This window comes from Anabaena sp. FACHB-595 (assembly GCF_048568275.1).
Taxonomy (GTDB): Bacteria; Cyanobacteriota; Cyanobacteriia; order Cyanobacteriales; family Nostocaceae; genus Trichormus.
This window is the reverse complement of record NZ_CP183473.1, coordinates 5,633,888-5,649,467: the sequence shown is the minus strand read 5'-3', so window position 1 is coordinate 5,649,467 and position 15,580 is coordinate 5,633,888. Positions and strand designations below refer to the sequence as shown.

Here is a 15,580-nt window from a genome sequence, read left to right as displayed (position 1 = left end):
AAATTAAAATTCTCAATAAGTTATCGTTAAAAAATAGAGAAATCAATAATTGAATACTTTCACCAAATTTTAACAAAATTTAAAGTTTAGGGGGTTAAATTCCCTGCTTCTATCAAGCTGCAAATTTCGTAGTAGGCTATTTAAAAGATTAGCGATCGCGGGCTACACCTGTTGTCAAACTACCACGATAAGGAACTCCTTCTTGTGGATTTTCCCCGTTCACAGCAAAAACTTCTATTTGAGTTATTTGACCGTTAGCATTAATTACAGAACCACTAGCATTATTCCCACTTAATCCCGCCCTATTAGACACGCCTGTATTGCCACCAATATCAATAGTTCGCTGATCAAAATCTACGGAAATATCAACTGGAGAGTTGGGATTATTGTCAGGAATGAAAACAGCATTATTGCCTTGTCTTCGATAAAAAGTACCTGTAACAACTTGTGGGTTTGTAATCCTTACGGAAACTGATGGACGAGGATTCAAATCACCTTCTGTACCATTGAGTGCATCGGCTAAAAATGTCCTGGTAAATCCTCTAAACCTGTCGGACTGTCTTCTCAAAGCGGCTAATGTTTCTATGCGTACAGCTTTGATTGTTTCTTGCACCGGAGTAGTTTCTTGAGCAACTAAATTTTCCTGTCCTGCACCTAGTCCAGAAGCGAGGGCGATACTTTTATAAAAGGCTGGTAAGTCAAATTCTTGAGGATTTCCCACTACACCATTTGTCACTGCTACCGTTTGACCACCAAGCAAAGATACAATTTTTCGTCCTCTTTGATCTGTAATTTTAATATCTCCATCAGTTAGGGCAAAAACTTGTGTTTTTTTGCTTTCTTGATTATGTATTACCATCACTGCACTAGCTTTTTGTGCAGGTGCATATAAATCATTATTTTGGGTTAATTTTGTATTTTTAGAATTAACAATAACAGGGTGGTTAAGTTTGGCAATGGTGTTTTTTCCATTGGAGGTAATTGCTGGATTTGCTGCAAAAATAGTAATCTGACTTTCTGGTGTTTCTATTGCTGTCCCCACACTTCCCGGTGGACTTAAAATTAAAGCTGTCCCACTTTCTAATTTAAATATCATTTCATTCAGGGCAATCAGATTTCGCAACTTAAAGCGACGTAACCCTGGTTCAAAGCGAAAGATACTACTTTGGTCTACCCGAATGAGGGATTTATCATTAAAGAATAGTTGTGCCTCTGAACTGACACCCGTTTTTACTGCATCTTTAGGAACGACAACATCCTTGGGGCGTGCTGGGCGTTGAGTTTGGTTGTGTAGTAGCAGTTCCACAATCTTAGTAAGTTTGTAAACTTCGGCACGAGTCAGAAGCGGATCTGATTGAGCTAAAACGGGAGTTATCCAAGATACCGTAATCACTGTACTAATCAGTAATTTTTTTTGTAATGACCAAATCTGCCCTCTCATCACGATTTACCTTAAGTGATGTTAAATCTACTGATAATGACTCGATTTCATACTACATAGTTTCATATTTATTGTTCTGTTTTGATATTAAGTTTAATTGCAAATTACGTAAGCCTAAGCCTTGCCCTGGCTGCGTAGCTGAATCTGTAAAGGTAGTATTAGCCTTCTAAATTATGAATTACTCTAGCCAGTCGCCGTACCCCTTCTTGAATTTGCTGTTCATTGAGTTCTGCATAGCCAAAGATAAATTCACTACCAGGGCTATCTTTTAAATACTGGGGATAGGCTGCTCCAATACTGACACCGGAAAGATCTGCACTCTGGACTATTTCATCATCGCTGATTTGAGTATCTATTTTTACCATGAGGTGCATTCCTGCATTCTCTCCCAGAATTTTTGCCCTATTGCCAAAATGAGAAAACAAAGACTGCACTAAAGTTTGCCTGCGTTGGTTGTAGAGCGATCGCATTCTTCTGATATGCCTTTCTAAATGTCCTTCTGTAATAAAATCGGTTAGGGCATACTGTTCTAGTAAACTACATTGCCTATCCGCCAACCATTTTGCACGAGCGAATATATTTACTAAATTCTGCGGTAAAACTAAATAACCCAAGCGCAAAGCGGGAAAAAGGACTTTAGAAAATGTCCCGACATAAACCACTGAGTTACCCTGATCTAATCCTTGCAAGGCTGGTATGGGACGCTCACCATAACGGTACTCACTATCATAGTCATCTTCAATAATCATCACCCCTGTTTTGTGCGCCCAAGCCAGTAACTCTAATCTGCGAGGAAGGGATAACACTGCACCTGTAGGAAATTGATGGGAGGGGGTGACGTAAATTAGTTTAAGCTTAGGAATTATACCTGTTGTCAACTTGCTGACTATTAACCCTGATTGATCTACAGGGACAGGAAATAAACTAGCCCCCTGAGCTAAAAAAGCTCGTCTAGCACCTAAATAACCTGGTTCTTCTACAGCAATCCCATCATTAGGATCAATTAAGATACGTGTAATTAAATCAAGACCTTGCTGAGAACCACCGACAATAATAATTTGTTCTGCTTGACAATTAACGGCTCTGGAGCGCGAAAGATAAGCAGCGATCGCCTCCCTTAATGGTTGATATCCCAGGGAATTATCTGTATAGTCAAGCACCTCCGCTTTAGAGTGGCAATGACGCGAGATTAACTTACGCCATAAATCTATCGGGAACTGATCAAAAGCTGGTCGTCCATAACTAAAGCTGATTTCTACTGCTTGTTCTGGTATACGTAAAAACGCTTTATCACTCAAACTTTTACCATAAGCTGATAAAGGTACAAGTGAGTTACTTGGTTGCAATTTTGACTCAATTGGTGCAGTATTTAGTAATTCATCGGGAAGCTGACGACAAACAAACGTCCCCGAACCCACAATAGTTTCTAGATAACCCTCACTCAGCAATAACTCATAACCTTGAGTCACAGTAGCACGAGAAACACCAAGTAATTGAGCAAGCGATCGCGTAGATGGTAGTTTTCCCCCTGAAGTTAACCGTCCTAACAAAATAGCCCGACGTAATTCCTCATAAACTTGGCGATGCAGAGGTAAAGGTGCATCTGGGTCGATATTAATAGCAAAATCCATAAATCACACAAGTGGACTGGTCATATAACTAAAAAGTGGCTCTTGTTTCATGCCAATTACCTGATTACTCTAACCGTATAGAGTAGAAATTTTCCATCATGACTCAACAAAAAGCCCCCAGCCAAAGAACTACAGTTAAACGTGTACCAAAAAGAGCTAACTATGAAAGTGAAACTATTTATCAAATTTTGGACGAAGGATTAGTCTGTCAAGTGGGTTTTGTGGTTGATGGACAGCCTGTTGTGATTCCTACAGCCTATGGAAGAATAGGCGATACATTATATATTCACGGCTCACCGGCTAGCCGGATGTTAAAAACCCTGCAACAAGGTCTTGATGTCTGCGTCACCGTGACTTTAATTGATGGGTTAGTCTTAGCGCGATCGGCGTTTCACCATTCAATGAACTATCGCTCAGTGGTAGTATTTGGGAAAGCCACACTAGTAGAAGATGCAGAGCAAAAATTAGCTGCTCTCAAAGCATTTACAGAACACGTTATTCTAGGGAGGTGGGAAGAAGTGCGATCGCCTAATCGTCACGAATTAGCTGGAACTATAGTATTATCTCTACCCCTAACAGAAGCCTCAGCAAAAGTTCGCACGGGTGAACCGATTGATGATGAAGCTGATTATCAAATACCAGTCTGGGCAGGACAAATTCCTTTAAAATTAACTGCGGCTACACCCATAAATGATTCCCGCTTAGATTCAAGCATAGAATTACCTGTATATGTAAATAATTACACTAGACCACAAAAAGGTGCTGCGTGAAAGTTTGTAATTCGTAGTGGCCTGGCAAGGCTAAATTTGTGCAATAACAGAAGTTCTATCCGCGTTTATCCGCGTGTATCTACGTTTAATTACATCCAAGTCCATTGCATCATTTTAGTCGTGTCAGTCCACTACTTAAGATTTATTTTATGTATAGCCTCTCAGCACTTAATACTTACCACTTATGGCTAAACTTTTCGACCACATCACCAAAGAACTACAAGAATTTATTGCAGCCCAACATCTGTTCTTTGTAGCTTCTGCACCCCTGAGTCCTGATGGCCATGTGAATATGTCTCCCAAAGGACTAAACTGTTTTCGGATTCTTTCCCCTCATCAGGTAGCTTACCTAGATTTAACAGGTAGTGGTAATGAAACCTCAGCCCATCTCCAAGAAAACGGGCGAATTACTCTCATGTTTTGCGCCTTTGAGGGATCACCATTGATTTTGCGTCTCTATGGAACAGGAGAGACCATTTTACCCAGTTCTCCCAATTGGGATTCCTTGTATTCATTATTTCCCCCAATCCCTGGAACTCGGCAAATTATAGTTGCAGATATTGAGCGCGTGCAAACTTCTTGTGGTCTTGGTGTCCCATTATATGAATATCAAGGACAAAGACAGGCTTTAGTTGATTGGGCGCAGAAAAAAGGAGTGCAAGGAGTTAATGACTATCGAAAGCAAAAAAATGTTGTGAGTATTGATGGTTTACCGACTCCACTCAGCAAATTATTTTAAATGGGTTTTAGTGGGGGATTGGTAATTGGTAATCGTAAAAAGCAGTTACCTTTTACCAACCATCTTGTAGCCAGACTTGATATTCATTGAAATGGGCGTGCAATTGCTCAAAATCCACTGTTTTTGTAACGATTATGTAACAAATTTGACAAAAATGACTAATAAATTTTATTTTAAACACTAGCGTATGTCGTTCATCGACACCACTCGCCCGAACCTTGAAAACCTCATAACTTCGTTGACTGGTGTCGATTGCTTACACAGTAAGGATTTCCGGCTGCAAAATTCCCCACTTCTGAAATTTATTTGATTAAATAAAAAAGTGGTGTCGAATTTGGGGTCTGAAACCCTCTCTATACAAGCGTTGTAGAAGTGAACTCTTTCCGATCACATCACCCCGAAAGGGGATGGAAACTTGTCATCTAGAAATGCAGCTTTGTATGCAAGACTTTCCGATCACATCACCCCGAAAGGGGATGGAAACTTATATTGGTAGAGGCTTTTTTAGCTTCGTTTATATCAATGTGCACTTTCCGATCACATCACCCCGAAAGGGGATGGAAACGCAGGTATTGCTGCTTGCACAACGCTTGCAGTAGTTACTTTCCGATCACATCACCCCGAAAGGGGATGGAAACGTTTTTAATCTCCGAAGGACTAATGCTTGGAGCAGGACTTTCCGATCACATCACCCCGAAAGGGGATGGAAACCGTTCCATCTGCTGTTCGTGCAAAAAGCGATGGTCGCTTCTTTCCGATCACATCACCCCGAAAGGGGATGGAAACTCGACGTCCTATTTTCGAGATTCCTCGATAATCATCTTTCCGATCACATCACCCCGAAAGGGGATGGAAACAACAGTCACAAATCCTAGAGTGGCTAAGGGAGCTTTCCGATCACATCACCCCGAAAGGGGATGGAAACATCTTGTAATTTCAGGATATAATGCAAAGATGATTGACTTTCCGATCACATCACCCCGAAAGGGGATGGAAACATCCGACATCGCTATAGAAATTGTTTCCAGTCTCTCCTTTCCGATCACATCACCCCGAAAGGGGATGGAAACCCGATAGCGAATGCCGTTTATCTCCAGGCAAAAGATAAAGCTTTTCGATCGCCTCACCCCGAAAGGGGATATAAACTAGCGATCGCACTTTGCGATCGCATTGTTAAATACGGCGGAAATATTATTTACCTATCAATTAGCCTGAGAAAATATCAGCAAAGATGTAATTGCTTTTGCTACAAAGATGATATTTGTCATAAATAAGTAATTGCCGAAAACAGAAAGCATTTACAACAAATGAGAAAGCAATATCTCTAATTGCTTGCGGAAAACACTGAAATGAATACGCGATCTACTGAAATGAGAAAGCATTTACAGCAAATGAATAAGCAATATGTCTAATTGCTTGCGGAAAACACTGAAATGAGAAAGCATTTAAGGCAAATGAGTAAGCATTTAAGCATTTTGCTTTCTCAAACAGGCAAATTATATAGCTGTTGACGGTTGACAGTTGACAGTTGACGGTGAGGCAGTCGCAGTTAGTTAGTAGGTTGGGTGGAACGAAGTGTAACCCAACAAATAATATTGATAAATTAGCAGATTAAACTACAAAAATACCTCAATTTAATAAATCAAATTAATGCAAAAATCATTTCACTTATTAAAATAAATTTTTACTAATGCTTGTAGCTTAACATTAGATTAAGTACCTACGGATGTTTTATTCATTTCCTATGTCTTGAGAAAATTTGATATCTTCTCCTGTACCCCAGTCAATATTATATCTTTCTCGTTGAACATATAAAATAAAGCTTGAATATTGCCAATCTTTAGGTGCTTTTACATATCCATGCTTGACAGGATTGTAATGTATATAATTAAAATGGTGAGTAAAATCAACTTCATTTTTGATTTGATGTTCCCAAAATCGGCGTTGCCAAACTGCTAATTCGCCTTTATTTTGACGCGATGTGGATATAGTTTCTTGATATTTAATACTGCAATGACGGGTGAAATAGTTTTTAATTAATCGCCAACGATTGGAAAAATTGCTATCTCCTGGTGGTAACGTCCACAGGCAATGAATATGGTTTGGTAAAATGACAATTGCATCTACAGTAAATGGATATTGTGCAATAACTTGTCTGAATGCTTGTCGTAACAACCGAATATTTTCTGGTTCACAAAGAAATTCTCGGCGATTGTGAGTAACAACTGTGAAGAAAAATGTACCCCCTTCTATTTTTGCCCTACGATAGTCCATAAAATAATCTTGGGTAATAGTATTTTGTTTTTTTGAGTAAAAGCGCAATCTCTATTTTTTGTAATTTAATGAAAAAGCTGATTTAGCAATTTAAACTTTGGTGTTGGGTTACGGCGCAAATATAGATTTACCGTTTTGTTGTTAATTTCTCTCACGCGCCTCCACCCAACCTACAACTATATTTAAACCGTTACGCCTTCTAATTGTTCATCAGTCAATTCATACAACTGACGCAACTTATCTAACTTATCTGTATCAGCTTGCCATAAACCCCGTCCATGCGCTTCTAACATCCTGCTGAGGATATTACGAAAAGCTTCTGGGTTGGCTTGGCGTAATTTCTCTGCCATTTCGGGGTCTAAAGCATAAGTATCAGCAGCCTGGTCATAAACCCAATCATCTTTAAAATCAGCCGTACCACCCCAACCAATTAAGGCTGTCATGCGTTGGGAAATTTCGTAAGCACCACCGGAACCTTGACTCGCCATTGCATCAGCCCATTTGGGATTGAGTAACTTGGTGCGGTATTCCATCCGCAATAAATCCTCTAAGTTGCGGGGTGTGGTGTCTTTGGAAAAACTTTCCACAAAGCTAGCCGTAACTTTCTTACCGCTTTGCTTTTCGGCTGCTTTTTTCAAACCGCCGGTGTTGGCGTAATATTCTTGAATATCGGTTAAACCATATTCTACCGAATCTATTTCTTGAACGATGCGATCGCTCGTTTTCAATAATTGCTGCAAAACTTCCGGTCTAGCTTGTCCTTTGTCTTGTCTGCCATAGCTAAACACATTGCGACTTTGCCAAGTATTACCTAACTCTTCCCCAGATTCCCAGTTACCATCAACAACTCTATCATTGACCAAAGAACCAAAATCCCCCGCAGGATTGGAAAATAATCTCGCGGAAGCATTTTCTACACCTTGGGCTTTTAAAGCTAAAGCGTGTTTTCTCACAAAATTCTGGTCTTCTGGTTCATCAGCGTCAGCAGCCCTTTGAAATAAATCATCTAATAATTCGATGATGTTGACGAAACTATCTCTAAAAATCCCTGATAGATTTCCTAATACATCAATGCGCGGATGTCCGACCTCTGCTAAAGGCTTTAATTCATAACGAACAATCCGACCTGTTCCTTCTTTCACAGGTTCAGCCCCAACTAATTCTAAAAGAATCCCCAAAGATTCACCCTTAGTTTTAATTGCATCTAATCCCCACAATAAAACCGCCACCGTTTCAGGATATGTATGATGTTCTTGTAAATGCTGAGCGATGATTTTTTGAGCAATTTCTCGACCCCGTTCATAAGCTGCGGGGGATGGCATTCTATAGGGGTCTAAAGCATGAATATTTCTCCCTGTAGGTAACACACCAGCGCCATCTCGTAATAAATCCCCTCCCGGTGCTGGAGGAATATATTCACCATTTAATCCGCGTAGTAAATTAGTTAATTCATCTGTGGTTTGCATCAACAAATCTGTAATTTGCTTTTCCATTTCTGGTTGTTTTGCTTGTTCTTCACCAAAATAAGCTTCGAGATAAGATGCTAATTCTTCTTGATTTGGTGCTTCACCTAATGTATGTAAGCCAGAGGAAAATAACCGAGTTTCTAAAACTTGCAAATACTCATATAATTTCACCAGATAATCATCAAAAGCATGGGCGCTAAACATCCTGATATTTTCAGGAGTGAAGGGAATACCCAAACGTTTGGCATCTTCAAAAGGGCAATCTGTGTCTAAACCCGTATCAACAATCTTTTTACAAATCGCTTCTTTGAGAACATAATTCTTGTTGGGGTCTTCTCGATATTCCGCAATTAAATCGCGCAGTGTAATTAATTCCTTATATAAACCAGCACGACCATAGGGGGGGACATTGTGAGAAATTAGCACCCCATAACCGCGACGCTTGGCCAAAATCGACTCAGAAGGATTATTTGCCGCATATATATATAGATTGGGCAAATCTCCTAACAAAATATCCGACCACGAATAACCAGTATTACCCAAAGGTGAACCAGGTAACCATTCTACAGTCCCGTGCATTCCAAAATGGACAACAGCATCAGCTTGTAAATCATTTTGCAACCATTTATAAAAGGCAGCATATTGGGGATGGGGTGTTAAATCACGTTCAAACATCAGGCGCATGGGGTCGCCTTGTATCCCCAATGGTGGCTGGACACCTATCCACACATTCCCTAACTGCACACCACCAACATGGAGTTCATCACCATAAGTTTTAATTCCGCTACCTGTCAAAGACTTCCATTGTTTTTCGATGCGGGAAGTGCGGAGATATCCTAACCATTTTTCTAATTTACGGGAATTAACAGTATTAGCTGAAGAGGGAAAAGGTTTATTTTTCTCCCATCTTTCCATCTCTTCATCAGTTTCCTTCACCAGACGAATTAATTCTTCCCCATCTTCTGGGATATCGCCGACGTTATAACCTTGGTCTTTGAGGGCGTGGAGTAATTTAATCAAACTGCGGGGAACATTTAATAATGCAGCCGTACCCGTAGCCCCATAACCAGGAGGGAAGCCATATAAGATAATGGCAATTTTCCGTTCTGCTGCTGGTGTTTGACGTAAAGCAATCCAGCTTTTAACTCTACCAATGAGGCGCTGTACCCGTTCAGGAACTAAATAAATATCTTCACCCACCAAACCACCAAGGGGAACAGTATCAATTGCACCGTCTAATTCTGGTAAGGCGTATAACACCACGCTTTGCAAACCACCCACACCTTGACGTGTCCATGAATGGATATCTTGAATTAATAAAGGTGCAGCGACGATGTAAGGGACATTTTTGGCGGTGAGGATGCGCTTGGCTACTTCTACTTGACGACCTGCTTCCATTGAACCAGCCGGGCCACCGACCAGGGGAAAGCCAATGGTGGAAACAATTGCATCAACTTTAACGGCTTCTGGAGATAGTGAAGGTGTGGCGATATTACCGATTTGTCGTTGCTGAAATTCATAGTCGGTAGTCATCCAATCCCGTACCGCAACGTGTCCTTCTACGCCGTTGATAAATATGGGTAAGGGGATTAAACCCGCATCTTCAAAGCGGCGAATCAGTTGGGGAATATAGGGTTGTTTGGTAATGACGTGTTTACGGTAAAGAAGAATACCAACAACAGGGTTTTTTTCCCCCCTGCACCCTGCCCCCTGCACCCCTGCCTCTTCCCTCTTTTGATACCATGCCAAATATTCGCGTGGGGATTCAAAAAACCCTGGATAATCGGGATGCAATAAACCTATGTTGGGGGTTTCGATTGGTGGGGGAATGTCACCGATTTTTAAATCTAAATATTTTTCTGCTAGTGTCCAAAATAAAGCAGCCACGTTTTCAGTGCCGCCGGCGTTCCAATAACCATAGATAATTAACCAGTTGCGTAAGTCTTGGACTTTCTGCACGGGAACGAATTTGAGGAGTTTGGGGCCGATTTTTAAAAAGCTAATATAACCAGCAAGTTTGTCTTCTTCTCGTCCGTTGCTAAATTTGTCGAGAATAAATTTAACAGGTTTGGGCATTCCCTTTGGTTTATCACCAATGGCAAAAGCACCCAGCTTAGTTAAACTCATCAACTCCAAGGCTGACTCGAATACTAAGCGGATAGGAATTTGGGAAACACGATCGCGCAACCACACAACTTGGTCATAATCAAATAGTAGGCTACCAAAAAACACATCCGCGCCTTGCAATGCCGCTTCCACTTCTAGGCGCTTGCTGGTAATATCGCGATCGCTAAACACACGAATATCTAAATCAGCACAGCGAGAATTAGCCAAAAAGGCAGCCTTTCTGTACAAGTCAGCATTAAATGATTCAAATCCAGCAATCAAAACGATGCGTTTCATTCCCGTAAGCCAAGAAACATTTCTTTACCTAAAATTTTACATAAAGCTCTTGACAATTGGGCATCAGTTACAAAAAAGGGATTAGGGATTGATTTGTCCCTAAGCTAATACGTGTCTAAATTGCATAACTACTAATAAGGGCTGTTAACAATCAACAATCAACAGTCAACAATCAACAGTCAACAGTCAACAGTCAACAGTCAACAGTCAACAATCAACAGTCAACAGTCAACAGTCAACAGTCAACAGTCAACAGCAGAATAGCTTACCTGCCAATTTTGGCAATTTGGCACATTTGATAATTACCAGGTTGGTATTCTGAGGTTCACGAATGTTCTTTGTGCGACCATACAGACTTGCAGAATCCCTCGGTTAACCACCGGGGGTCTTTTTTTAACCTTTGTAGGTGATAATTTTTAAAAGATATCAGGGATAAATTCCAGTGGTTCCACAATCAGAACTTCAGGAAAACTCATCAATGCAGGCAATTGGGCGTGTATTGGAGAGTTTGCGGAATTATAGATTGATTTCGCTGGGGGCTTTGTTTAGTCTTTTGCTGTTGACGGTGGCGAATGCGGTGACGCCCCAACTATTTCGCTGGGGAATTGATCAGGGCATTGTCAAGAAAGACTTACAGATAGTGCTTTACAGTGCTGCCTGGATGGTAGTTGCGGCGATCGCTCGTGGTGTGTTTAATTTTGGTCAAAGTTATTTGGCAGAGGCGGCTTCCCAAGGTGTAGCCTATGAATTGCGAAACAAGATTTTTAGCAAGATTCAAAATCTCAGTTTTAGCTATCATGACCAGTCACAAACTTCTCAACTCTTAACCCGTGTCACTAGTGATATTGAGCAAATTCGTACTTTTATCGGTACTAGTTTGATTCAGGTGATTAGTGGAATAGTGACGTTGATTAGTGCAGCCGTAATTTTGCTAATCATGAATTGGCAATTAGCAATAATTACCTTAACAGTAGTACCCATGTCAGGGTGGTTAATGGCGCGATTCATCACTCAAAATGACCGACTGTTCCGGCAAGTACAAGAGCAGCTGAGTGACCTAAATGCTGTATTGCAAGAGAATCTGATTGGTATCAGGGTAGTTAAAGCTTTTGTGCGGGAGTCGGCGGAAAGGTCACGTTATACAGGTCTGAATGATGCCCTTGTTACGGCTAACATGAAGACAATTCGCGCCATTCGTAATACCTTCCCATTTATCTTTTTACTGAGTAACTTGGTAACCCTGGCGGTGTTTGGCTATGGTGGGGCGCAGGTGATTGGTAATACTTTCTCTATTGGTGAACTAGTAGCCTTTAACGCCTATCTCATATTAATTTTGCAACCAATTTTACTGATTGGCTTTGCTGCACCAGCGATCGCCCAAGCAGCCGCTTCTGCTCAACGAGTCTATGAAGTTGTAGATGCAGCAGTAGAAATCCGCGATCGCGCTGATGCCATTCCCTTTGAAACTTGTGGTGGTAGAATCACCTTTGAAAATGTGTCTTTCCGCTATCCTGGTGCAGCTACAGAAGCCCTCAAAGATGTTTCCTTTGAAACTAAACCTAACGAATTAATAGCCATTTTAGGCATGACAGGTTCCGGAAAAAGTACCGTCATGAACCTGATTCCCCGCTTTTATGATGTCACCAAAGGCGCAATTCGCATTGATGGGCAGGATGTGCGAGACTTCACCCTCAACAGCCTGAGAAAGCACATCGGCATTGTATTTCAAGAAACCACCCTATTTTCGGGAACCATCCGCGAAAATATCGCCTACGCCAAACCTAAAGCATCATTAGAACAGGTGATGGAAGTAGCGAAAACTGCTCAAATTCATGATTTTATTATGAGCCTGCCCGATGGTTACGAAACCATAGTTGGTGAACGTGGCGTAGGTTTATCTGGTGGACAAAAGCAACGCATAGCGATCGCCCGCACCCTCCTCACCGATTACAGTATTTTGATCTTGGATGATAGTACCTCGGCTGTCGATGCCAAAACCGCCGCCGAAATACAAGCCGAACTGGATAGCATGATGCGGCAAAAAGCTTGTGTCACCTTTGTTGTGGCTCAACGTATCAGCACAGTCAAGAACGCTGATCGCATTTTTCTCATAGATAAAGGACGGTTAGCAGCCCAAGGTACTCACGAGGAATTGATGCAAACTAGCCCACTTTACGGCGCGATTTTGGAATCTCAGGTGAAGAAGAGACAGGAGGCAGAGGAGCGGGGGAGCAGGGGAGCAGGGGAGACATAAGAAGTAATGATTGTTTACTCCTAACTCATTACCCATTACCCATTACCCATTACCCATTACCCCCATGAGAACTCCAGCCCCAGTTATTGCCTCCGAGCAACAAGCAACTAAGCAACTTTCAACCTTACGACGCTTCTTACAATACCTGCGTCCCTTTCGCAAAGAAGTTCCCATTGCTTTGAGTTTAGTATTAACTGGCGCTGCCACCCAGGCGATCGGGCCGTTTTTACTGGGTTGGTCAGTTGATAACCTGATAGCCAAAGGGAATTTACAAGGATTACTACTGTTATTAGTATTATTAGGGCTAAATTATAGTTTTGGTATCTGGGCAATCCGTGGGCAAGTTATTCGCGTCGGCTGGATTATGCAGCGATTACTGGCTCAGTTGAGGCAAGACATTTTTACTAAAATTCAGAGTTTACCACTCAGCTTTTTTGACCGTAGTGAAGCCGGCGATTTAATGAGTCGTCTGCTAAATGATGTCAACACTGTTAATCAAGCCTTTGGGCAAACAGTGGCACAAATGCTAGGTAATACCTTCAGTTTGGTGGGTATTGTCATTGCTATGCTCTCTATTAATTTACAACTTGGTTTGTTAAGTAACCTAGTCGTCCCTCTGATGATTTTTACCACCAGCTTATTTGCCCGGTGGGCTAGGACTAAATTTCGCGTCACCAGACAAACCATCGGAGAACTTTCCGCCAAGTTAGAAGAAGACATTGGCAGTGTGCGAGAAGCCCAAGCCTTTAATCGGGTACATCTCAACATCGCAGAATTCGACATTCTCAACGCCGCTAATCGTGATGCCAACGTTGAGGCTGTGGCGATTACGGCAGCATTTTTACCATCAATTGATTTTCTCAACACCCTAGCTACAGCAGGTGTCCTTGCCTATGGTGGTTATCTTGCTGTGACAGGTGCAGCTACAGTAGGTGTAGTGACATCATTTTTACTTTACGTCCAGCAATTCTTCCGCCCCATCCAAATTCTCAGTCAGTTTTACACCCAAGCTCAATCTGCATTTGCCGGATTAGAGCGAATTTTCCTCTTACTAGATGAACCATCCCAACTCAACGACGCACCAAACGCCACCCAAATGCCTGCTATTCAAGGCAAGGTGACGTTCGAGAATGTCAAATTTGGTTATAACCCAGAACAACTAGTCCTCAAAGGAGTGAATTTACAGGCTAATCCAGGACAAATGGTGGCATTAGTAGGGGCAACAGGCTCAGGCAAAACAACAATTATTAACTTGATATTGCGTTTTTATGATGTGTCTGACGGTGCAGTAAAAATTGATGGCGTTGATGTGCGTAGTGTGACTCAAGCCAGTCTCCGCCGTCAGATTGGCATTGTCTTGCAAGATAATATTTTGTTTAGCGGTACTGTTGCCGAAAATATTGCTTTTGGTGCGCCTTATGCCACTCAAGCCGAAATTGAAGCGGCGGCACAAATGGCAAACGTCCATGAGTTTATCACTTCACTACCACAAGGCTACACAACCAAATTGGGTGAACGGGGCGCGCCTCTCAGCCAAGGACAAAGACAACTCATTAGTATTGCTCGTGCCGTATTAATTAACCCCCGCATCTTGATTCTTGACGAAGCAACTAGTAGTATAGATACCCGTACAGAAGCTCTAGTACAAGATGCGATCGCTCGTTTATTACAAGGTCGCACCAGTTTTGTTATTGCCCACCGTCTCAGCACTGTCACCCAAGCTAATCAAGTATTGGTTATTCAGCAAGGGCAAATCATAGAACGGGGTACTCATGCAGAACTTGTCAGCCAGCAAGGTATTTACGCTAATCTTTACGCACTCCAATTAGGGGCAGCAACAACACAATAACTTATTATTAATTGGTAATTGGTAATAATCTGGCAGACTGCGGGTGTTCAGATCCCCGACGTTTTTACAAAGTCAGGGATCTAGGGTATCTATGAAAAAAATCACCTCTGGATTTTATACCTCAAAGGTGATTAGCAAAGACATCTGATTGTGGACTAGTCTGTAATTTAAATTTAACTTTGAAATTACATATCTCCCCTCCATCTGAAGGCGCAAGGAAGGTTAAGTTGATTTGTAATTAGCAGTACAAAAATCAAAATACTAGTATTAAATTAATCTTAACCATACTCTATAACGAACCGTACATAATCACTGAATATTTAAACTCCATAATTATTACTAAAAAGGTACTAAATACCTAATATTTTTTCACCAATATTACCAATATATTCTCTAAATTAAATTAGAAACTTTAATAATACATTGTACATTACTAAAGATTAAATAGTAATTTATTTTTGTCAGTGAATCAACATGAATATATACATATTAGCTTAATGTAACTCTTTTTCAAGTCAGATATACAATAAGAAGAGATGCCAATGACTTATGCTTTGGTTGACCATCACAGCAAACTATTCTCCCTCTCAATCGCTTGCCTTTTATGGCAAGTTGATGTGCTGTAGTGGTAAGAGATGAACAGCATATTTATAGGCAGAGGGGATATCTCGTAAAACTTTTCCTGAAAAGAGTTTAATACTCTGGGTCGTTAAACTTTGAAATCTACACAGTTAGACCAATTTGAGTGTATTT

Annotated in this window: 8 protein-coding genes and 1 CRISPR repeat array; of the genes, 4 read left to right on the top strand and 4 right to left on the bottom strand. The window is 41.2% G+C overall.

What is annotated here, in order from left to right; all coding sequences use genetic code 11:
* Positions 1–148: 148 nt before the first annotated feature.
* Both ACN222_RS23690 and ACN222_RS23685 read right to left on the bottom strand, forming a co-directional pair.
* A complete protein-coding gene (locus ACN222_RS23690) occupies positions 149–1,441 on the bottom strand; it encodes a hypothetical protein (RefSeq protein WP_096637206.1) in 1,293 nt (430 codons plus the stop codon).
* Between the two features lie 158 nt (positions 1,442–1,599).
* Positions 1,600–3,072 carry a PLP-dependent aminotransferase family protein gene (locus ACN222_RS23685; RefSeq protein WP_010998869.1) on the bottom strand — a complete coding sequence of 491 codons (1,473 nt, stop codon included), beginning with the start codon at positions 3,070–3,072 and terminating at the stop codon, positions 1,600–1,602.
* 98 nt (positions 3,073–3,170) lie between these two features.
* Here ACN222_RS23685 and ACN222_RS23680 point away from each other — a divergent pair, with 98 nt between their 5' ends.
* Together ACN222_RS23680 and ACN222_RS23675 are read left to right on the top strand one after the other, a co-directional pair.
* Positions 3,171–3,842 (top strand): pyridoxamine 5'-phosphate oxidase family protein, encoded by a 672-nt coding sequence (locus ACN222_RS23680; protein WP_010998868.1) that lies wholly within the window; start codon positions 3,171–3,173, stop codon positions 3,840–3,842.
* 184 nt (positions 3,843–4,026) lie between these two features.
* Complete coding sequence (locus ACN222_RS23675; protein WP_010998867.1) at positions 4,027–4,581, top strand: pyridoxamine 5'-phosphate oxidase family protein; 555 nt, start codon at positions 4,027–4,029, stop codon at positions 4,579–4,581.
* A 379-nt stretch (positions 4,582–4,960) separates the two neighbouring features.
* Positions 4,961–5,727: a CRISPR direct-repeat array (repeat unit 36 nt; unit sequence CTTTCCGATCACATCACCCCGAAAGGGGATGGAAAC).
* Between the two features lie 585 nt (positions 5,728–6,312).
* Here the strand turns inward: ACN222_RS23675 and ACN222_RS23670 are convergent.
* Together ACN222_RS23670 and bchH are read right to left on the bottom strand one after the other, a co-directional pair.
* The gene (locus ACN222_RS23670; RefSeq protein ID WP_010998865.1) at positions 6,313–6,855 is read right to left on the bottom strand and encodes an REP-associated tyrosine transposase; all 543 of its coding nucleotides are present in this window, start codon (positions 6,853–6,855) and stop codon (positions 6,313–6,315) included.
* Between the two features lie 182 nt (positions 6,856–7,037).
* Complete coding sequence (bchH, locus tag ACN222_RS23665) at positions 7,038–10,724, bottom strand: magnesium chelatase subunit H (protein ID WP_010998864.1); 3,687 nt, start codon at positions 10,722–10,724, stop codon at positions 7,038–7,040.
* A 442-nt stretch (positions 10,725–11,166) separates the two neighbouring features.
* Here bchH and ACN222_RS23660 point away from each other — a divergent pair, with 442 nt between their 5' ends.
* Complete coding sequence (locus tag ACN222_RS23660; protein WP_010998863.1) at positions 11,167–12,978, top strand: ABC transporter ATP-binding protein; 1,812 nt, start codon at positions 11,167–11,169, stop codon at positions 12,976–12,978.
* Between the two features lie 64 nt (positions 12,979–13,042).
* Complete coding sequence (locus ACN222_RS23655) at positions 13,043–14,827, top strand: ABC transporter ATP-binding protein (protein WP_096637276.1); 1,785 nt, start codon at positions 13,043–13,045, stop codon at positions 14,825–14,827.
* The last annotated feature ends 753 nt before the right edge of the window (positions 14,828–15,580 follow it).

Coding starts and splice junctions, on each gene's coding strand:
- ACN222_RS23670 (WP_010998865.1), bottom strand. CDS start 6,855: ATGGACTATCGTAGGGCAAAAATAGAAGGGGGTACATTTTTCTTCACA.
- ACN222_RS23655 (WP_096637276.1), top strand. CDS start 13,043: ATGAGAACTCCAGCCCCAGTTATTGCCTCCGAGCAACAAGCAACTAAG.
- ACN222_RS23680 (WP_010998868.1), top strand. CDS start 3,171: ATGACTCAACAAAAAGCCCCCAGCCAAAGAACTACAGTTAAACGTGTA.
- ACN222_RS23675 (WP_010998867.1), top strand. CDS start 4,027: ATGGCTAAACTTTTCGACCACATCACCAAAGAACTACAAGAATTTATT.
- bchH (WP_010998864.1), bottom strand. CDS start 10,724: ATGAAACGCATCGTTTTGATTGCTGGATTTGAATCATTTAATGCTGAC.
- ACN222_RS23685 (WP_010998869.1), bottom strand. CDS start 3,072: ATGGATTTTGCTATTAATATCGACCCAGATGCACCTTTACCTCTGCAT.
- ACN222_RS23690 (WP_096637206.1), bottom strand. CDS start 1,441: ATGAGAGGGCAGATTTGGTCATTACAAAAAAAATTACTGATTAGTACA.